18 protein-coding genes and 2 pseudogenes are annotated in these 19455 nt (G+C 52.9%); 10 read left to right on the top strand and 10 right to left on the bottom strand.

Translation table 11 applies throughout. From position 1 onward, the window contains the following. Positions 1–103: 103 nt before the first annotated feature. Positions 104–1288, bottom strand: a complete 1185-nt coding sequence (locus tag INT32_RS14715; protein WP_370540240.1) for an ABC transporter substrate-binding protein — start codon at positions 1286–1288, stop codon at positions 104–106. A 209-nt stretch (positions 1289–1497) separates the two neighbouring features. Between INT32_RS14715 and INT32_RS14710 the strand changes: the two genes are divergently transcribed. After that, positions 1498–2277 carry an IclR family transcriptional regulator gene (locus INT32_RS14710; RefSeq protein WP_193089496.1) on the top strand — a complete coding sequence of 260 codons (780 nt, stop codon included), beginning with the start codon at positions 1498–1500 and terminating at the stop codon, positions 2275–2277. Positions 2278–2438: 161 nt separating this feature from the next. Here INT32_RS14710 and INT32_RS14705 read toward each other — a convergent pair whose 3' ends face one another. Then, positions 2439–3419: a 5'-nucleotidase gene (locus INT32_RS14705; protein WP_193089495.1), complete on the bottom strand. Its 981-nt coding sequence runs from the start codon at positions 3417–3419 to the stop codon at positions 2439–2441. A gap of 334 nt (positions 3420–3753) precedes the next feature. Here INT32_RS14705 and INT32_RS14700 point away from each other — a divergent pair. Both INT32_RS14700 and INT32_RS14695 read left to right on the top strand, forming a co-directional pair. Further along, positions 3754–3930: pseudogene (locus tag INT32_RS14700) on the top strand (hypothetical protein); the annotation flags it as partial. Positions 3931–3956: 26 nt separating this feature from the next. Continuing rightward, positions 3957–4463 (top strand): ClbS/DfsB family four-helix bundle protein, encoded by a 507-nt coding sequence (locus INT32_RS14695; protein ID WP_193089494.1) that lies wholly within the window; start codon positions 3957–3959, stop codon positions 4461–4463. A gap of 149 nt (positions 4464–4612) precedes the next feature. Here the strand turns inward: INT32_RS14695 and INT32_RS14690 are convergent, their stop codons facing one another. The 6 genes from INT32_RS14690 to INT32_RS14665 form a co-directional block, all read right to left on the bottom strand. Then, a complete protein-coding gene (locus tag INT32_RS14690; protein ID WP_226817088.1) occupies positions 4613–5437 on the bottom strand; it encodes a phosphodiesterase in 825 nt (274 codons plus the stop codon). A 4-nt stretch (positions 5438–5441) separates the two neighbouring features. Beyond that, positions 5442–6497, bottom strand: coding sequence for an ABC transporter ATP-binding protein (locus tag INT32_RS14685; protein WP_193089492.1), 1056 nt, complete (start codon positions 6495–6497; stop codon positions 5442–5444). Positions 6498–6509: 12 nt separating this feature from the next. After that, the gene (locus tag INT32_RS14680) at positions 6510–7310 is read right to left on the bottom strand and encodes an ABC transporter permease (protein WP_193089491.1); all 801 of its coding nucleotides are present in this window, start codon (positions 7308–7310) and stop codon (positions 6510–6512) included. A 9-nt stretch (positions 7311–7319) separates the two neighbouring features. Beyond that, positions 7320–8147: an ABC transporter permease gene (locus tag INT32_RS14675; protein ID WP_193089490.1), complete on the bottom strand. Its 828-nt coding sequence runs from the start codon at positions 8145–8147 to the stop codon at positions 7320–7322. Positions 8148–8220: 73 nt separating this feature from the next. Then, entirely contained in the window at positions 8221–9234 is a 1014-nt protein-coding gene (locus INT32_RS14670) for an ABC transporter substrate-binding protein (RefSeq protein ID WP_193089489.1), read from the bottom strand. 35 nt (positions 9235–9269) lie between these two features. Continuing rightward, positions 9270–10286, bottom strand: a complete 1017-nt coding sequence (locus INT32_RS14665) for a LacI family DNA-binding transcriptional regulator (protein WP_193089551.1) — start codon at positions 10284–10286, stop codon at positions 9270–9272. 300 nt (positions 10287–10586) lie between these two features. Between INT32_RS14665 and INT32_RS14660 the strand changes: the two are divergent. The 6 genes and pseudogenes from INT32_RS14660 (at position 10587) to INT32_RS14635 (ending at position 16556) form a co-directional block, all read left to right on the top strand. Beyond that, positions 10587–10909: pseudogene (locus INT32_RS14660) on the top strand (type II toxin-antitoxin system HicB family antitoxin). Between the two features lie 527 nt (positions 10910–11436). Next, entirely contained in the window at positions 11437–12750 is a 1314-nt protein-coding gene (locus INT32_RS14655; protein WP_193089488.1) for an MFS transporter, read from the top strand. A gap of 78 nt (positions 12751–12828) precedes the next feature. Beyond that, a complete protein-coding gene (locus INT32_RS14650) occupies positions 12829–13560 on the top strand; it encodes an aspartate/glutamate racemase family protein (protein ID WP_193089487.1) in 732 nt (243 codons plus the stop codon). An 11-nt stretch (positions 13561–13571) separates the two neighbouring features. Further along, the gene (gene hydA, locus INT32_RS14645; RefSeq protein ID WP_193089486.1) at positions 13572–15008 is read left to right on the top strand and encodes a dihydropyrimidinase; all 1437 of its coding nucleotides are present in this window, start codon (positions 13572–13574) and stop codon (positions 15006–15008) included. Further along, positions 15005–15760: an aspartate/glutamate racemase family protein gene (locus tag INT32_RS14640; protein ID WP_193089485.1), complete on the top strand. Its 756-nt coding sequence runs from the start codon at positions 15005–15007 to the stop codon at positions 15758–15760. Before hydA ends, INT32_RS14640 begins: the two co-directional genes overlap by 4 nt. Positions 15761–15821: 61 nt before the next feature. After that, entirely contained in the window at positions 15822–16556 is a 735-nt protein-coding gene (locus INT32_RS14635; protein ID WP_193089484.1) for a GntR family transcriptional regulator, read from the top strand. Positions 16557–16803: 247 nt separating this feature from the next. Here the strand turns inward: INT32_RS14635 and INT32_RS14630 are convergent, their stop codons facing one another. Both INT32_RS14630 and soxC read right to left on the bottom strand, forming a co-directional pair. Next, positions 16804–17379 (bottom strand): cytochrome c, encoded by a 576-nt coding sequence (locus INT32_RS14630; RefSeq protein ID WP_193089483.1) that lies wholly within the window; start codon positions 17377–17379, stop codon positions 16804–16806. After that, positions 17366–18709 carry a sulfite dehydrogenase gene (soxC, locus tag INT32_RS14625; RefSeq protein WP_193089482.1) on the bottom strand — a complete coding sequence of 448 codons (1344 nt, stop codon included), beginning with the start codon at positions 18707–18709 and terminating at the stop codon, positions 17366–17368. The genes INT32_RS14630 and soxC overlap by 14 nt, the downstream gene beginning before the upstream one ends. A 138-nt stretch (positions 18710–18847) precedes the next feature. On the opposite strand from soxC, the gene INT32_RS14620 reads away from it, so the two are divergent. After that, positions 18848–19447 carry a TetR/AcrR family transcriptional regulator gene (locus tag INT32_RS14620; protein ID WP_193089481.1) on the top strand — a complete coding sequence of 200 codons (600 nt, stop codon included), beginning with the start codon at positions 18848–18850 and terminating at the stop codon, positions 19445–19447. Positions 19448–19455: the final 8 nt, after the last annotated feature.

Here is a 19455-nt window from a genome sequence, read left to right as displayed (position 1 = left end):
ACCCTTGGCGATCTGATTAATTCAGCAGAAGAAAAGTCGGTAAGTAGAAAATCGAGTATTGCCACATGCCAGGCTGACATGTGGCGTTTATTATTTTTTCTATTTACTCGTTAGAAAATTTTGCTTTCTGGGAAGCGAGATTCTCAGGAAAAACAGTTACATGTTTGCCATCTTGAATTTGAATAATGACGCTTTTGATTGGATTTTGGCCCTGAAAACCGTCGTAATTTTTAAACGTGACATCAGTAACAGGCGTTTTTAAATCCGTTTTTTCCAAAGCCTCACGAACCGTTTCGCGATCGAGCGATTTTGCACGTCGCAACGCATCCGCGGCAACAGTCAGAGCGAGATACCCCTCTGCCTCATAGAAAGATGGCTCTTCTTTCGCCTTTTCCTTTAAGCGCTTATATAGATCCGGAGTACCTTCGTACTTAACATCCGGACTCCAGCTCACTGCCGAAACAATGTTTTCTGATTGCTTGCCTACCTGTTCGATAAAACTGATCATTGACGACGCAGTATCGATCGCGACAACCTTTGCATCGAGTCCAACTTCCTTGATTTGCCGAGCAATGGCGATGCCGTCATCTGCGTAAGAGCTCGTCAGAAGAATATCCGGATTTGCAGCACGGAATTTGTTCAGAATTGGTCGAAAATCAGTCGTGCCCTGATCATAGGCCTGTTTACCAATGACTTCATAGCCTCTTTTTTCGGCCTGGCGAGCACCCTCTTCACTCACTGAAGTAGGCCATGCACCATTGCCATACATAATTGCGATTTTCTTCAGATCTGCATTGTTTTTACGAAGATTATCGAAGTAATCAAAGTACACATTCGCGACAATTGTTGAATTGTGTTTCGCACGAAAGACCCATTTAGAGCCAGGCTTTGTAATTGAGTCATCTGCGCTGCCCAGCACTATCAAGGGGATTTTCTGGCGAGAGGCAACTTTTGATACTGGACCTGTGATGCCCGAAGCATAAGAGCCAATAATCAGCGGTACCTCTTGTTTATTCAAAGACTCCACGGCCGCCAAAGCGCTTTGCGCATCAGAGCGATCGTCCTGTGCAATCAATTCGAGTTTCTCGCCGTTAATACCACCATTGGCATTAATTTCGTCTAAAGCGACCTGCATACCTGTCTTGTATCGTTCGCCAAAAGCCGCGAAGTTACCGGACAAGCTATTGATTACCCCCACCTTAACCTGTGCAATAGCCGGCACGGAAAACGCTGAAGCGCACAACGCAGCTAGCAAACCTGCTTTTAAGTATTTCGTTCGATTTTTCACTTTTGTCCCCCAATAATCATATAAAAATTATGTATACAGCACGATATTTACGATATGAACTATTTATTTAATTCCCTCCTCTTGTTCCGGCGCCCGAAGACGCAGAGAATTAAATGATTTGTATTGATTCATGAAATTACGAATTGTTATTAGATAGTATATCTGCAATTTCATTCCGTTTTCCAAACTTAAATAGGAGCAAATTCCGAATGACGGAACTAGAGTCCAGTTTCTCATCTGCCAATGTTGTCGCGCTCGCCCGGGGGCTTGAGGTTCTAAGATGTTTTTCAGCGCGCGAGCCCAGCCTTTCCAATAGCGAACTGGCAACATATACAGGGTTTCCTAAATCCACGGTATCACGATTAACAAATACATTAGTCGAGCTTGGATACTTGCGACACGACACAAAAAAAAGGCGGTATCTCGTGGGGCCATCAGTGCTAGCCCTGGGTTACGCTGCCTTGTCAAATTTGCGAATCGCAGATATTGCACGCCCTCATATGCAAGCGCTGGCAGATGCCACCGGTGCGCTCATTTCACTGGCGACACGGGATCGTCTTTCAATGCTATATCTGGAAGCCTGTTCAAGCGATACCACGATGACGTTAAAAATGGGAAGAGGAGTACGCATGCCAATAATCAACACATCAATTGGCAGAGCATTTCTGGCTGCGTTACCGGAGCAAGAGCGAAACTATTTATTTTCGGCACTGCAATTGAAGAATGATCCCATAATGGACGAAAGACAGCTTGCTTCTTTTAACAGGGAGTTCAAGCGGTTCAATAACGAAGGCTATTGTCTCTCCATTGGGGAATGGAATACCGATGTCAACGCAGCGGCGACCTCCATTTCATGGAATGGCGGAACAGATTTGATTGTGATTTCCATCAGTGGGCCGTCGTTTATGGTTACCAAAAATTTATTAAATGATGAATTAGTTCCTCGACTGATGGGTCTTTCGTTGCATATCGCGAAACAGCTTGCCTGATCGTTCCCGAATTGGTTCGCTCAATACCGTTTTTTTGGAGGACATGCGAAGGTCCCCCAGAAACCGAAGAGGTTTCCGGAGCAATGTACTTAACAGTTAATTGACCATATTCAAAGCTTGGCCGCCTTTTTCCGATTGCCTGTTGCTGTCACAGCGACAAATCAATCTCCCGGAAAATTCTTATCGCTCGTTTCCTCAGGTACACCGACAACGGCCTTGTTGGTTATGCCAAATGGAATATGCACCGACGGAACAAGCGAGCTGGTCAGCTCCAGATGCGCCGATTGATCATCAAAGAAGATATGTGGTTTAAGGACACCCAGCACGTGTTTTTTCGCAATGCCGCCAAGAAAAAATGCATCATTGGTCATCACGCCCCAGGTTTTCAGCGTATTGAGCGCCCGTTCGTGCGACGGCGCATTTCTGGCGGTAACCAGCGATACTCTTAGCCGGTTCTCGTAGTCGGGGTTCTGCTTTTTGAATTGCTCTTCAATGGATTGAATCTTTGCGATCCGAATCAGAAACTGCTGTAACGGACCGGGGCCGTGCGAATTCATGACGTTTGCCACTTCATGGGCATGAAAATCGCTCAATCCAGAGGTTTGCATTATGCTTTCAGACTCATCGCTGGCCAACACGCCATCAAAGTCAAATGCGATGCGCAAGGCGTGATCCTGTTCGTCATCGTCAAATTCTGAATCCAGAACATGTCCGGCAGGATATCCCGCGCGAATTGCCGCGTCTACATCAGACTTGTTGCCGGATAAAAACAACGATATGTTCAGCGCAGGAATATACTCATAGGGCGAGCGTCCCTGCATGAAAATGGCACGCGTGATACCAAGCCCATAGTGTTCGATCGTCTTCATCACTCGCAATCCCGTATCCGGATCGTTTCGTGACAACAATATCACTTCGACCAGCGGATCTTCAGGATCGGGTCGCATATGATTAAGCGAAAGCAGCCTTTTTACAAAAGGAAAAGCAATCCCCTTGGGTAGCGGATTATTAAGATTGTGCTCCTGGAATTTGCGATAGGCTTCCTCGCCCTCGCGTTTGAAGACCGAATCAGAATCGCTCAGGTCAAATACGGCGCTGGAGGCCACGCCAATCACCAGGCGATTTTCTAGATCGTAGGGCATGGCGTCCTTTGCGTGTCACGTCCCAGGGGAGCAGTATTTATTGGATTGTATAGTACTGTCATTGTCGGTATCTTAGAACCAGAGGCAAGGTAATGCCCTGTATTTTATAGAATAACTGGGTTTGTTTCTCTGCTTATGCCCCGGTATTGAAATGGTCGCGAGCCTCAGGCAGCCAACGCGCCTGACTTACACGGCCTCCTTTGCGCGCCAGGTATTTGAGCAGGCGGTTAAGTGAAGGAGCCGGATATGACGATTTTTTGTCCTTGGCCGTTTAAAAACCGCATGCCCTGCGGCTCAAAGCAAATATTCTGGTGGCAACGCCAGTGTCGGTTGCGGTTCGACCCGGGAAGATGCCATACGGGGCCGTAGCCAATGCGGCCTACAAGCGGTCATCGCATCCAGCTTTGCAGGTGTTGTATCGGTAAAGCATTCAAGATCCAGATCAAACACTCCTTTGAACAGGCGTCGTAAAATAAATAACGAACTGCGTCAGCATCGTGCCCAACGTTAAATATTTAAAGCATCAAAGGCTTTGTCGTGAAAACATACGAAACCAAAGAAGCGTTTAAAAATGAGCTCATCAAGCGTGCCTTCTTATTCGTTTCGGAGTTTGATGATATTGCGGAATCTGAGCGCAATTTATTGAAAGGCGGGGTAGATCGCAGCCCGGCGCAGATGCTTGCTTATCAGCTTGGATGGATGGACCTGTTGCTTGGCTGGGAACGAGACGAACAAAACGGCATAAAGGTGACTACACCAGCGCCAGGTTTCCAGTGGAACAAACTTGGCCGGCTATATGAAACGTTCTATCGGCAATGGGAGGGGAGTTCAATACAGCAATTGCAGGCTGAGTTCACTCAACGCGTCACTGCAATAATCGGTTTGGTGGATTCTTTCACTGACCAGGCGTTCTTCGAATCCGGTCACAGGCAGTGGGCCTCGTCGACCAAGTCAGCCTGGCCCGTATACAAATGGGTGCATATCAATACGGTTGCGCCATTCACGACGTTTCGCACCAAGATCCGCAAATGGAAACGAGGGTAGCCGCATGCGGGAGAGCCACCATAATAGCCCAGACAAATCCGCGTTGCTCAACACCTGCCCTTGTCTAGCCCTGCCTACATTACGTCCAGAATTCGCTTGATAAAATCCCGAAGCCTCTTGAAAGCACGCCTGAGCGACCGGCCGCCCTTTCAATCAATCAACGCCCCATTGTCATGAAACGGATAAGGCCCTTCAAACTGCCCGGATGCGGCCAGGTGAGTGACCAGCCTGTTATTGACGTCGTCCCAGGCATGTACCCGAAATCCTGGCGGCTCCAGCATCCATGATGATTCGGCGTCAACATCCAGATCCAGCGTAACTTGATGGGCTGGCGCCGGGGCGGTAGAGGCGATGGTTCCGCCAAAACGGACATCAATTGCCCGGTGCAGGTGCCCGCAAATAATACGTTCGATATTGTCGTGCCGGGAAATAATGTCCCGCAAGGCTTGCTCGCCTGCCTGCAGCCCGATCTCGTCCATATGTCCGATCAGGGTTCGGAATGGCGGATGGTGCATGGCAATAACCACCGGGCGTCCCTGGCTATCGGCCAAGGTCTCACGCAACCATTGCAGCCGCAAGTCACACAACTGCCCCCCGCTTTGCCCGGGAATCATGGTGTCCAGCGCAATAAGCCGCAGCGGCCCGATATCCACCACATACTGGATGAACTCGCCTTGCGCCATGTAGCTATGTTCGGGGAAGGCCGCACGCAAATTGGTCCGATCATCATGGTTGCCCGGCAGCAGGTAAAGTGGCATATCCAGCGGCGCAAGCAGTTGGCGCAAATGCGCGTACTCGGCCGGTCTGCCAAAATCGGTCAGATCGCCTGTAAGCACGACAGCGTCCGGCTTCTGGCGCAGCCTGAGCACAGATTGAACACAGGTGCGCAAATACGGCGCAGTGTCCAGGCGACCGTAGGCCAGCTTGTTGGGTTCCCGAATATGCAGGTCGGTCAGTTGTACAAGAATTGTCATGGTTTCAGTTGTCATAAGCAGGAAGGAAGCGCGCTGTGTCGATATGCAGCCCAATCACTTCGCCCTCCCGAAAAATGGTATCACCCGGTTGTTCAGCCATCAAGACGTGCCGATTTGGCAATTTCAATTGTAATTGCACACGATCGCCCAGGAATACACGACGTTCTATCGTCGCCTGCGGGTGTCCTTGCACAACTGCGCCGATACGAATATCCTCGGGTCGCAGCAAAACGGCCGGATGGGCTTTCAGATGTTCAGGACACCTAAGGGCAGCATCGCCAAATGAAATAACGCCGCTTGTGATGGCATGATCATCACGCTCTACGCGGTTGACCCGGCCAAGAAACTGAGCGACGAAAGGATGCGCGGGTTTTCTGTACAAAGACTCGCCATCGCCCACCTGTACAATCTGGCCGGCACTCATGATCGCCAGACGATCGGCAATGGCCAGGGCCTCGTGCTGGTCGTGCGTGACATGCACCGTGGTAATCCCCAGCCGGCGCAGCAACTGCGCCAGTTCATCGCGCAACGTCTCTTTGAGCTTGGCATCCAGCGCGGCCAACGGCTCATCCAGCAGCAATACCCGCGGCTTGACCGCAACGGCGCGAGCCAGCGCAACGCGCTGCCGCTGACCACCGGACAGTTCTGCGGGCCGTTTCTTTTCCAGGCCATTGAGTCGGACCAGATCGACCAGTTCTGCTATGGTGTGCCGCTGCTCCTGCACCGGCACACCCCGGACCTTCAAGCCATAGGCAATATTGGCTTGCACTGTCATCTGCGGAAACAGCGCATAGCTTTGAAACACCATGCCAATCCCCCGTTTTTCAACAGGCAAATGCGTGACGTCCTGATCTGCAAACACAATCCTGCTGCCTGGGTCGGGGATTTCCAGCCCAGCCAACAGACGCAGCAATGTTGTCTTGCCACAACCAGACGGGCCAAGCAGCGCAATCACCTCGCCCGGTTCGATGGTCAAACTGACCGGTTGCAGGCCGCGTGTGCCATCCGGATAGGTTTTGGCACAATCAATAATGTTGATGCGGTTTTTTTCAATATTCATAACGATAATAATTCAGTTGCCATAACGTTTTTGCACCCAGTTTGCCACGCCTTGCAGCAACCAGAGTATGGGCAAAATAACCAGAATAAAAATAAGGGTATAGGCCGAACCCACTTCAATACGCATGGAGGCGTAGCTGTCGGCCAGCCCGACCGGAAGCGTTCTGGTCATGGGCGTATGCAGCATCCAGGTCAGATTAAACTCACCAATAGATAACGTAAAAACCATCAGCATGCCCGCCAGAATCGCCGGAAACACGGCCGGCACCAGCACGCCCAGAAAGCGCTGGGTAAAAGAAGCGCCCAGCGTTCTGGCAGCTTCTTCGATAGCCAGCAGATCCGGTCGTTGAAATGCGGACGAGACCGTGCGCACCATGAAGGGCAGTGTAAACAGAACATGCCCGATCAGAATAAAGCCGAAACTTTGCCGTAGCAGATTGATTTCACCGTAGGTAAGAATCAGTGCTAGCGCCGTGGCCAGCCCAGGCACGGCCACCGGCAGTGTCAGAATTTCTTCAAAAACGCGTGCAAAACGCGAGCGACTGCGCGCCAGTGCATAGGCGCAGGGCACACCAAGCAACAGTGTGCAAATCACACAAACCAGGGCCAATATTACAGACGCGCTCACTGTTGAACCGTACACAGACCAGACTTCTTCAATCCAGCGCAATGTAAGACCGCTTTTGAGACCTGTGCGATAGTTGTTCACCAAGCCGGCCATCACAGAAATGATGACCGGTATGAACATGAACAAACAAACCGCACATGTGATGAAAAACAGAAAAGGCGCAGATTTTTGAGATTGGGTGGTCATGACAAACTCTTACGCAGCAGGCGAGGACGTACCGGCCGCACGTGCGATAAACAGGACAGCCCAGGTCACGATCCCCAGGGCAATCGAGAGCGAGGCAGCGAGTGCAAAATTGGCATAGTTGGTAAATTCGTTGTAGATAGTAATGGGCACCACTTCGAATTTACTGGCCAGCGTGAAGGCAGTTCCGAACGCCCCCATCGCCGTGGCGAAGACGATCGCACCACAAGCCACTGTGGTTGGCGCCAGCTGTGGTAGCCATACATCCCGCGTGATTTCCCAGCGTGAGGCCCCCAATACCCGGGCGGCTTCCTCCAATTGCCCATCCATGGCTTCGGCCGCAGCCGTGTACGAGGCAATGGCGCGCGGCAGCGAGAAATATAAGTAACCAAGAAACAGGCCAGCCACGCCGTAAGCAAAAGTGATACGCCCCATTCCCAACATACTGGCAATATCAGCAAACCAGCCTTGTCGTCCGCCCAGCAGAATAATAAAAAAACCGATAATGACACCCGGGAAGGCCAGCGGCGCCGTCAGCAACGAAAGCAATACCTGGCGACCGGCAAAACGCCGGCGTGCCAGATAGACCCCCACCGCGCCACCAACCACCAGGGTGACAAACGTCGTGGCAAGCGAGAGCAGTACCGTATTGATCATGCTCCACATATACCTGGAATCGGTCAAAACAAGAAAATAGGTCTGCCAGCCCTTATCGGCAGGAAGCGCAATCAGGCGCACCACCGGCAGTATCCAGAAGGCAATAAAGAATACGATCACGGGGGCAAGGCACGCGAGCAGTATCGGACTGCGTTGGCGGCGAGCAGAAACACGGGCGGACATACTTTTTCCCTGTCTTGTCTATTTCACATGTAATGGCGGTAAGTATCGCGCTGAAGAAGCAGCCGCCAAACCATTAGCGCACTTGCTTCATGTAGCGCTCGGAAAAATCGCGTTGTACTTCGGCCATCCGTCCGTAATCGATGGCCTTGACGCGCGCATAATCGGCAGCAGGCAAAAACTTGGCTTGCACATCGGCGGGCATGGCACTGGCGCGCACCGGGCGCAGGAACGCTCGCGCCCAGATCGCCTGACCTTCATCAGACATGACAAAATCCAGCGCCTTGCGCGCATTGTCGGCATGTGGCGCATTGGCCACCAGACTCATCACGTAAGGCACCGCGACCGTACCCTCGGCCGGGATCACAAACGCCACGTTGGCGTTATCCTTGTATTTCGCCCGGTAAGCATTGAAGTCATAGTCCAGCAGAATCCCTATTTCGCCAGAGAGCAACCGTGCATAGGAGGTCTGCTTGGGCACAATGGGGTCATTGGCCTGCAGGGCTTTGAAATAATCAATACCTGGCTGGAAATTATCCAGCGTTCCGCCCAGCGCTGCATTTGCGGCGACTGCGCCAACATAGCCTACAAACGCAGAAGATGGATCAAGATATCCGATCAATCCCTTGTATTCCGGCTTGAGCAGGTCCTTCCACGAACGGGGCACCGGCTTGCCTTCCAGCGCATCAACATTGACCATAAAGCCCATGGTGCCACTGTGTGTCGTGAACCAGTGACCATCGGGGTCTTTCAAATCGGCCGGAATATCTTCCCAATGTGCCGGTTTATATGTGGCCAGCACGCCCTCTTTCTGCGCCTGAACGGCAAATGAAATACCCAGATATGTGATGTCTGCAACAGGATTGGCTTTTTCTGCCACCATCTGGGCTAGCGATTGTCCGGAGTTTTTATTGTCCGGCGGAATGGCGACCCCGGTCTTGTCCTTGATGGCTTTGAGCTGGGTACCCCAGTCGGCCCATTCCGTAGGACAGTTATAGCAGATGGCGCTTTGTGCAGATACAGTAGTGGCAGCAGCCAGCCCAAGGCTAAGCAGACCGGCTTGAGCGAAACGTTTCAGAATGCGTGACATCCTAATCTCCAAAATAAAATAGGCAGTGATATATGTCAGGAATTGGCGCAGTGATCAATTGGGGCCTGCGCACAGGACTCGCCCCGATGAAACTCGTAGTCAAGCGTGATGCTGTCGCCGGCGGCAGGCACCGTGCCCTCTTCAATAGATCTGACAAGCAACTGCACGCCCTCATGTCCCATCTCGGCATTGGGCTGGGCGATAGTCGACAAGGCAGGGGTCAGATCCTGGCCAAGACCAATCCCATCGAAGCCGGTTACACTGATATCCTGTGGTACCCGCAATCGGCATTGATGTGCCGCGCGCATGGCGCGCACTGCCAACAGATCGTTGGAGCAGATCAATGCGGTAGGACGAGAGTATGTATTTAATACGCTTGAAACTTTCTCGATGGCAGTTTCAACAAATGGCACTTCGATCAAGGCCGCTGGTTTGACGCGTGCTTTTTTCATGCCTGCCACGAAACCTGCATAGCGCTGCTGCGCCCGATCAGACGCCTGCAACTGGCCACACACCATGGCGATTCTCGTATGGCCGAGCTGCACCAGGTCCTGTACCAGATCATGCACGGCGAGCTCGCCTTCAACCGACACACAGGGATGATCGGGATGACGGTTGTAAACCAGCACATAGGGCGTCTCTTGCGCTCGCAAATTGCGCACGGCTTGTGACGTTTGTGCATCGGATACCACCAGGAGCACGCCGTCCACACCGAAAGCCTGCAACTGCGCGACCGCTTCGATTTCATTTGCGATTTTGTATTCTGTGGTCGCCGGCATGATGGCATAGCCATGGGTGGCCGTTGCCTGCGTAATACCCTGCAGGCATTCAGCAAATACAGGGTTGGTCAACGTTGGCAAGACGACACCGATCACGCGACTGCGTTGCGTTCGCAAAGTACGTGCCGACGCATTCGGACGATAACCTTGCTCCAAGGCAACTGCCAGAATCTGCTGGCGCGTTCGTTCATTCACCAATTGTGGCGCATTGAACACGCGCGACACCGTCGCCGGCGAGACACCCGCCTGGGTGGCGATATCAAGAATCGAAATCCGGTCGCTGCGGTTTTTCATGGAATTGAAAACGGTGTATGAAAACGATTTCATTTTAGGTTTGCACTGTTACACCGATGTGACAATCGTGCACTGCGGCATGCATTGGGGACAGTGAAGACCATCTGATCGTTGTCCTGCTCAGCGCTTCGTAGATTCCGATATTGTGTACGGTCAACGGTACCAATAAACTCTGGAATATTCAAAACAGTAATGGCAAGGCCAAAACCTATCAGGTCAGACAGGTCTTGGCTGCGCTCGACAAAACCAAAAACACGCAATCAACTTTGAACGATGACAATGAATGTTAAACACTACACATACCGGGTAAGCTGGTCTCCCGAAGATCAGGAGCATATCGGCCTGTGCGCCGAACTCCCCTCGTTGTCATGGCTGGCTAGTGATCCGGCCCAGGCATTGGCTGGCATTATGCAAGTGGTGGCCCAGGCGGTTCAGGATATGCAGTGCTACGGCGAAGACGTTCCTGCGCCAATTGCAGATAAACGATAAAGTGGGCAATTCCGGGGGCGGGTGCCACCCTTGGTGCATCGCAACCTTGCAATTGCCGCAGCAGAGCAGGGAGTAAGTTGAATCGATTCGTCAGCGCCAAACTGGCAGGCTAGCCCAATCCTGGACAATCGCATCAAGCAGCACCGGAAATTATCCATACCGACGGCCTGATTTGAGGCCATTCCAGGAGCTCGTCTCTTCAGTTAACCGCCTCGATTTACCTCAGCACGGGGCGTATCTTCGCGCAATCGCTAGTGGTGTTTGAACATTGCTCTACTTACGAAGAAAAATTCGATTCATGCGTAGCACTTTTCCCCCGTTGCATCTGCCCAGGGTCACCTGCAGTCTGTACCCAAGCCACCCATCTGCTCTATTCAAGCACTGTGTGGTCATCCTGCCACAGGAAAGAATCCGCCTCCTCGACAAACGCTCGTGGAAGCCTGTTTCCTGCACTCGAAAAGCACATTCCGCACCACCGTAGAATAATTTCGCACTGCTATCTATCATATTGTATTTATTAAATAAAATTTAATTATTTATTTGTTAACTTCAGTGTTAACACCTATTTCAACAATAAATAACAAACGCTAAAGTACCTGTCAGAAAGAGGTCCTTATTAGCCCGACTATCGGAGAAACTCATGGCAGGCATACCCGCTTCCGCGTTGAACACGGTCAACAGTGATGCGAAACCTACAAAAGTACGGTGGCGCATATTTTTAATGATGTTGTTTCTTATCTCGATCAACTATATTGATCGTGCCTCGCTTTCTGTGGCCATGCCACTGATCTCCAAAGAATTTGAAATCAGTCCGACCGTACAGGGAATTTTGCTCAGCTCGTTTTTCTGGACCTATGCGTTCATGCAAATTCCTGGCGGTATGCTGGCTGATCGCTTCGGCCCGCGAAAAGTCATTGTTGCCTCAACCATCGGCTGGGGATTTTTCCAAGGAATTGCCGCACTTTGCACCGGTTGGTTCAGCCTTCTGCTGACCCGCCTCGGACTGGGAGCCGCTGAAGCGCCCATCTACCCGGCCGGCGGCAAACTCAACAGCATATGGATGACCCAAACAGAACGGGGACGTGGAGCAACATTGCTTGACGGCGGCGCGCCGCTGGGCGCGGCACTGGGCGCTATTCTTATTTCCGGCCTGATTGCTGCATTCGATTCATGGCGCCTGGCCTTTGCCGTCGCGGGTATCGGCACGATGATTTGCGGATGGTTTGCCTGGCGCATCATCCGCGACCACCCGCGCGATCATCCCGCCGTCAATAATGCCGAGGCCGAATACATTGAAGCGGCGCATGCACAGGATCTGGCCAACGAGCCCGCCACTACCAGCGGGCGTGTCCTGGACTTTCTGCGCTACCGCTCGGTCTGGGGCATGTTTTTCGGGTGGATGTGTTTCAACGCCCTCTTCTACGGGTTGCTCACCTGGATGCCCAACTATCTGGCGGCCGTACACGGCTTTAACATCAAGGAAATGGGCGGCGCGGTATTTCTTATGTTTTTCGCCGGCTTCGTAGGCGAGATCGCAGGAGGCTGGATCGCCGATAAATGGATTGCGTCCGGCACCGCGCAAGGCACCGTACTGCGAATTGTTTTTGCCATTGCCTCGATCATCGCCACGATCGCAATTTATAGCGTGTCGGTCATCAAAGATCCCATCGCCGTCGTTATCCTGCTTTCTGTAACGCTCTTTTTCCTGCGCTGGTGTGGCTTGTTCTGGTGCATTCCCTCTATCCTTGGCACCCGCAATCGCGTGGGCATTCTGGGCGGCATCATGAATCTTGGCGGCAATGTGGCCGGAATTGGCGTGCCCATCTTCGTGGGAATGATTGTGCAGGCAACAGGATCCTATTTTTACGCGCTCATGTTGTTCACCGCTGCCGGCATTGGCCTATTCATTTGCTCTACGCTGTTGATCAAATATGAAGAGAAGGTTCCGGTCTAGTTCAATCGGCAAGTTCAACACAATCCGGGTTCTCTGGCTTGACGGCCACGGAACCTGTTTTTGCCACAAGGTAATTCAATGATGGAAAGAAAATTTATAGGTGTGCTCACCCCTTCTTCCAATACTGCACTGGAGCCGTTGACCAGTGCTATTGTCGCCGATGCCCCGCACGTTTCAGCACACTTCTCGCGGTTTCCGGTTACTGAGATATCCATGCGCGAGCAATCGGTTAACCAGTTTGATCCGGCAGTCATTCTTGAAGCCGCACAGTTGCTGGCTGACGCTCATGTAGACGTTATTTGCTGGAGCGGCACATCGGCCGGCTGGCTTGGTATTGAGCACGATGAGACATTGTGTCGTCAAATTACCGAACGCACCGGCATTCCTGCAACCACAGCAGTACTCGCGCTGCAAGAACTGATGCAACGCAATCACGTTCGCAATCTCGGTCTGGTCACACCGTACATTGCTGACGTACAGGATCTGATTATCGATAACTACCACAAAGCCGGCATCAACTGCATTGCGCAGGCTCACCTGGGTCTTACCGTGAACCATGAGTTCGGTTGTGTCGAACCCGATACACTGGCCGCCATGATTCGCCAGGTCGCAGAAAAAAGACCGGATGCCATTACCGTGTTATGTACCAACCTTAGGGCGGCCCATATCGTCAAGGAACTGGAAGCGGAGCTTGACATTCCGATCTACGACTCGGTCGCCGCCGTGGTATGGAAAGCGTTTGAGATGCTCAAGATAAATCCGCATAACCTCAAGGGCTGGGGTCGGATGTTCTATGAAGCCCAAGTGTAAAAAGGTAAAACATGACGACACATACTTTCGATCTTGTCATACGCAATGCGCATGCAGCGACGGCAAGCGATACTTTCAAATGTGATATTGGAATACAGGATGGCCGGATCGCCCAGCTTGGATTGGGCATTGCTTCTGGTTCAAAAGAAATAGACGCGCAAGGCGCCTGGGTCACGCCCGGGGGGATTGACGGGCATTGCCATTTGGACGAACCCATTGCGCCCCCTTTGCGCATGGCAGACAATTTCGAAACGGGTACCCGCTCGGCTGCTTGCGGCGGAACCACCACGATTATTCCTTTTGCGGTACAGCGCAAAGGCCAGTCCCTGCGCGAAGCGGTGAGCAACTACCATGACCGCGCTCAGGACCTTGCCTGCATCGACTACGGTTTTCATATGATCATCACCGACCCGTCAGAACAGGTGCTGCAAGAGTTGCCCGGTCTGATCGACGAGGGGTATACATCATTCAAGATGTATATGACGTACGAAGATATGAAATTAAATGATCATCAGATACTGGATCTGCTGGACATTGCACGCACGAAAAACGCCATGGCCATGGTCCACGCGGAAAATGCCGACTGTATTGAATGGCTTACCCGGCGCCTGGAGCAACAGGAGCGCACCAGCCCCCGCTACCACGCTCACTCACGCCCGATGCTGGTGGAGCGCGAGGCCACGCACAGGGCGATTTCACTTTCCGAGCTTGCCGGCGCACCAATCATGATCGTTCATGTTTCAGGCAAAGAGGCCATGGACCAGATCCGTTGGGCTCGCAACCAGGGCATCACCATCTACGCGGAAACCTGCCCGCAGTATTTATTCCTCACGGAACAGGACCTGGGATGCGATGACCGTTATGAAGGCGCCCGATGTGTCTGCAGCCCGCCGCCGCGCGACAAAAATAATCAGCAATTTGTATGGCAAGGCTTGTCGGACGGACTGTTTACGATATTTTCATCTGATCACGCACCATTTTCATATGATTCTCCGGAAGGTAAAAAACCAGGAGGCAAACAGGTGCCGTTCCGACGTATTCCAAATGGCATACCCGGCCTGGAAACGCGGCTTGCACTGCTGTTTTCCTATGGTGTGCTGGATGGCAGACTGTCGATCAATCGCTTTGTTGAGCTGACCTCAACCAATCCGGCCAAGGCATATGGCCTGCATCCGAAAAAAGGCACGATCGCCATTGGCGCTGACGCGGATCTTGTCATCTGGTCCGAAGATCCGCAGACGATCCAGAACATTAACCTGCATCACGCCGTCGACTACACCCCCTACGAGGGAATCGGCTTGCGGGCTGCCCCGGGCCTGACGCTGTCCCGTGGACAGATCGTCTATGATCATGGAACGTTCAAAGGTGCCGTGGGCCAGGGGCGGTTCTTGCGAAGAACCGCCCCTACCCTGCAACCCATTCATTCTCCAGGTAGCGAAAATCAATGAAATTACTGATTATCAATCCAAACATATCGACCAGCGTCAGCGACTTGATTGAAGCCGAAGCCCGTCGCGCTGCCAATGCCGAAACACAAATTACCATGTGCACCGCCGAACTGGGCGTCGCCTATATCGAAACCCGTTTCGAAGCCCTGATCGGCGGCTACGCAGCGGCGATAATGGCCGCCCAACAGGCTCACTTGCATGATGCTGTTATCATTGCCGCCTTCGGAGACCCTGGCATTGACGGGTTGCGCGAAGCCATGAACATACCCGTAGTGGGATTGACCGAAGCCGCGCTGGCAAGTGCTTGCCTGCTGGGTCAGCGTTTTTCCATTATTGCCATTTCGCCGCGTATTACAGCCTGGTACCGCGAATGCGTGGAACGCAACGGCCTGATCTCGCGCCTGGCAAGCATTCGCAGTCTGGAGGAACCCTTGCGCGATATCGGGACTGTACAGACCGACCATGCTGAGCGTCTGGTGCAATTGTGCGAAGCGGCCATTGAACACGATAGGGCTGACGTCATCATTCTGGCGGGTGCGCCACTCGCAGGACTGGCCAGGCAGGTCAAGGACCGCATCCCTGTGCCCGTCGTCGATGGGGTGTCCAGCGCTGTGTGCCACGCACAAAGCCTGGCAATCCTTGCGCCCCACGGTGCTACCAAAGGCAGCTTTGCTGCACCACCGATCAAACCGAATCAAGGCTTGCCCGATGCACTATCGCGGTTGCTTGCCAGAGACCAGCCGGCACAATGATTATGTGATCAAAGATCGGGCGGCACGCAGCCTGTACGTGGAAGTTGCTAGAATAGCGCCTATGCGTACGAAATCTGTAGACAAGGATGTCAGCAACAGTGTGAACACCAAGCGAAAAGGGCGTGAGCTTAGCGTGGGGGATATCACCAGCAGACTATACTCGGCCATTCTGGAACACCGAATTCCTCCAGGCACAAAACTGGGGGAAGACCGGCTTGCGGTCATTTTCTCGGTCAATCGCGCACGTATCCGCGAGGTGCTGGCCAAGCTTGCTCATGAACGCGTGGTAGACCTGATCCCCCAGAAGGGCGCATTCGTGGCCAAACCGACCGTGGAGGAAGCTAGGGATGTCTTCGAAGCGCGGCAATTGATTGAACCTTTTGCAGTACGTAAACTTGTTGCAACACTGGACAAGGCCAAAATCGCCCAGTTGCGCGAACATCTTGAACTGGAAGACCAGGCCAGGCTCCGACAAGACCAGCCCAGCATCATCAGGCTTTCCGGCGAATTCCATATATTGCTGGCCGAGCTTGCCGGCAATTCGTCTTTATTGCGCACCATCCGCGAACTGGCCACGCTCACCTGCCTGATTATTTCCCTTTACGATGCCCCGACCGCCTTCAGTTGCCGGGCCGACGAGCATTCTGAGATCGTCCAGGCCATCATCAACAAAGATAGCGATACGGCAGTTCAACTGATGCTGGCACATCTGGATCATATCTTGAACAGCCTGAAGCTGCGGGAAACATCGGATGATATTGATCTTGAACGCATTTTCGGCGCCCTGGCGCCCTGATAGCCCCTTCTGAATCAGGTCTCAGACTAAACAGGAAAATGAATGATCCGCAGTGGGCATGGCACGGCAACTGATGCAGCGCCATCCTGAACAGATGGCGGCAAGCACCTGATCAGCCTGATATACCGAAGCATTAACGTGTGGCTGGCACTCAACCAGCTCCACGCTAACATGGCCCGATTTGCTGGCCAGGACCCCAACAACGAGCCCAGCCACACCAATGACACTCCCCTGATTACCTGACCATTTACTTCTTCAAACAATCAGTCATGCACCGCGTGTTCTTGGTGTCTGGTCGATCATCGACATAGAAATTATCGCGATTGGGCATCTTGACGGCTGCCAGTGACTTGGCATCCAGTGTTGCGTCAGCAGGCACGATGTTGTTTTTGCTTAACAAATAGGCTGTCACGCTGTACACGTCTTCGTTGCTCAGCGATTGCGGACTCTGGAACGGCATGGAGCGTCGCACGTAATCGAATATCGTCGTGGCATAGGGCCAGTAACTGCCGATGGTCTTGACCGGTTTATCGCTGGCCAGGCTACCCTGCCCTCCCACCAGTTTTGGCCCCAGGCCGCCTTCCAGATTAACGCCATGGCAGCTCATGCACTGGGTTTTATACACTTTGTCTCCCAGCGCAACGGTTCCCTGCCCATCAGGCAGTCCGGTTCCGTCCGGCAAGATATCGATATTCCAGCCAGCGATCTGCTCATGCCCTGCCGGCGAACCCAGCCCCTTGAAATCATGGGCTTGCTGGGCATATATGACAGATGACATTGCCATAAAACAGGCGCCTAGCATGAATTGTTTAAACCCGTCCATTGGTCACCTCTCCGGTCGTGGCGATTTTCCATGGCTGAATCGCATTGTTATGATAAAAAGAGACCTTGCCGCGTGCTTCAATCAGCTGGTCAAGCGTTGGCTGTACATAGCCGGTTTCATCGACAGCCCGGCTCATAATGACCTGTTCCTCGCCATTCCAGTCAAACAAGAAGCGAAATGCCGTCAGGGCTTTACTTATAACTGGCTCCTGCAATGTGGCCGGCTGCCAGGTATTGCCGCCGTCTGTCGAAATATCAACGGCCGTGATTTTGCCGTGTCCGCTCCAGGCAATGCCGCGAATTTCTTGCGTTCCCTTGCGCGTGAGTTTATGCGTGCCCGATGGCTGGGTAATAAGGGACTTGCACTCCATCACAAATGAAAATTTGCGTGCACGCCCGTCAGCCATCAGGTCTGTGTACTTGCCCGTTTCCTCTCTTGTGTACCCCGGCTGGTCGGTCACATGCAGCCGGCGCAACCACTTGATGCTCATATTGCCTTCAAACCCCGGAACGAAAAGCCGGATCGGATAACCTTGTTCCGGCCGTAAACGCTCGCCGTTCTGGCTATAGGCAACCAGCACGTCGTCAAGACACTTTTCAATTGGAATACTGCGTGTCATGGCCGCACCGTCGGCCCCCTCGGCCACAATCCATTTCGCTTCTTTTTTCAGGCCCGCATGTTCCAGCAGCGTTCTCAAGGGAACGCCCGTCCACTGCGCACAACTGACCAGTCCTGCTACCTCGGCGGCTGTCTTTCCGTAAGGTGGCAAAAAGGACGGATTGCCCGAGCATTCCAGAAAATAAATAGGCGAAACACTGGGAAATTGCCTGATCTCATCCATCGTGAATACCAAAGGCCGATCAACCAGCCCATGCAGCATCAGGCGATGTTCTGCAGGATCTATCTGCGGAACGCCGGCATGATGTCGTTCGTAAAACAGGCCATTGGGTGTGATCGCGCCATCGAGTTCCTGCAATGGCGAGGTGCTGTAGGCAGACATCGGCTCTTTGAGACCGGGGTACATATTTCTGATTGCCTTTTTTTCAAAGGCAGACGGCTTGCCATAAGGGCTTGCCGTCGGGCTGCCCAGGGAGCGGGTCCACTTGGGCACGTTCGGCGGCAGATTGGCTGCAGCATCAGCCGCTGCCTCTTTGGCCGTATCGGCTGCAAGCGCTTCGCGCGCCACGCCGGCCGTAGCCACTGCCGTCACTACAGCGCTGCTGTGCAAAAGAAAATTACGTCGACCGGCCCGGGTCCCTGCTGGCACAGGCGTCACCTGCGACGCCGCAGGCTCGGCAACTGCCGGTGTTGATGCATCATTGTCGTTCATATTATCTCCCCACATTGCCAATGTCATAAAACACACCGACCGACCGATCGGTTTTATGCATGATAACGATATCTACCTTGCTTGGCAAGCGCAACTTGCTGCTAAAATTGGCTCATTAACATCACATGACGCGCCACCATGGCCACAACCGAAGTCATCGCTACGGACCCGTCCGGGCAAACCCTGCAACAGCGCATCCTGAAAACAGCAGCGCAACTTTTTGCTGCCCACGGTTTTCATGCCGTTGGCATGCAGGCGCTGTGCGACGCGCTGCAAATCAGTCGCGGCGCGTTCTACCATCACTTCCGTAGCAAGGACGATGTCCTGGACGATATCTGCACCCGTTATATGACAGAGTTGGTGCACAAGGGCCGGCAAACGTTAAGGGACGAGGCGGATCCCGAGCGCTGTCTGCAACGTCTCGGACAGGATCTGCTGCAAGTGATTGCAGCAAATCTTCCGGAGCTGACGGTGTGCTTTCGCGAAATACAGAGCCTGGGCAGCGAGCGCCGCCAAAAGGTAATCGACCTGCACCGCAAATACGAATCTCTCTGGAAGGAAACAGTCGAACGCGGCGCGCAGACAGGGGCCCTGCTGCCCTACTCGCGGGTGCGCATGAAAGCCGTGCTGGGAATGTATTATTACAGTTATATCTGGCTCAACCCCGCACGGGCCGATGAACTGGCCGGCGCAATTGCGTCCTTCAACGACATCGCGTTAAAAGGTCTGCGAAAGTAATCCGGCCA

The organism is Advenella sp. FME57 (genome assembly GCF_014897675.1).
Taxonomy (GTDB): Bacteria; Pseudomonadota; Gammaproteobacteria; order Burkholderiales; family Burkholderiaceae_B; genus Advenella.
The sequence above is the reverse complement of the archived record's forward strand: the minus strand, read 5'-3'. Positions and strand labels throughout refer to the sequence as shown.

Coding starts and splice junctions, on each gene's coding strand:
- INT32_RS14710 (WP_193089496.1), top strand. CDS start 1,498: ATGACGGAACTAGAGTCCAGTTTCTCATCTGCCAATGTTGTCGCGCTC.
- INT32_RS14705 (WP_193089495.1), bottom strand. CDS start 3,419: ATGCCCTACGATCTAGAAAATCGCCTGGTGATTGGCGTGGCCTCCAGC.
- INT32_RS14690 (WP_226817088.1), bottom strand. CDS start 5,437: ATGACAATTCTTGTACAACTGACCGACCTGCATATTCGGGAACCCAAC.
- INT32_RS14685 (WP_193089492.1), bottom strand. CDS start 6,497: ATGAATATTGAAAAAAACCGCATCAACATTATTGATTGTGCCAAAACC.
- INT32_RS14680 (WP_193089491.1), bottom strand. CDS start 7,310: ATGACCACCCAATCTCAAAAATCTGCGCCTTTTCTGTTTTTCATCACA.
- INT32_RS14675 (WP_193089490.1), bottom strand. CDS start 8,147: ATGTCCGCCCGTGTTTCTGCTCGCCGCCAACGCAGTCCGATACTGCTC.
- INT32_RS14670 (WP_193089489.1), bottom strand. CDS start 9,234: ATGTCACGCATTCTGAAACGTTTCGCTCAAGCCGGTCTGCTTAGCCTT.
- INT32_RS14655 (WP_193089488.1), top strand. CDS start 11,437: ATGGCAGGCATACCCGCTTCCGCGTTGAACACGGTCAACAGTGATGCG.
- INT32_RS14650 (WP_193089487.1), top strand. CDS start 12,829: ATGATGGAAAGAAAATTTATAGGTGTGCTCACCCCTTCTTCCAATACT.
- hydA (WP_193089486.1), top strand. CDS start 13,572: ATGACGACACATACTTTCGATCTTGTCATACGCAATGCGCATGCAGCG.
- INT32_RS14640 (WP_193089485.1), top strand. CDS start 15,005: ATGAAATTACTGATTATCAATCCAAACATATCGACCAGCGTCAGCGAC.
- INT32_RS14635 (WP_193089484.1), top strand. CDS start 15,822: ATGCGTACGAAATCTGTAGACAAGGATGTCAGCAACAGTGTGAACACC.
- INT32_RS14630 (WP_193089483.1), bottom strand. CDS start 17,379: ATGGACGGGTTTAAACAATTCATGCTAGGCGCCTGTTTTATGGCAATG.
- soxC (WP_193089482.1), bottom strand. CDS start 18,709: ATGAACGACAATGATGCATCAACACCGGCAGTTGCCGAGCCTGCGGCG.
- INT32_RS14620 (WP_193089481.1), top strand. CDS start 18,848: ATGGCCACAACCGAAGTCATCGCTACGGACCCGTCCGGGCAAACCCTG.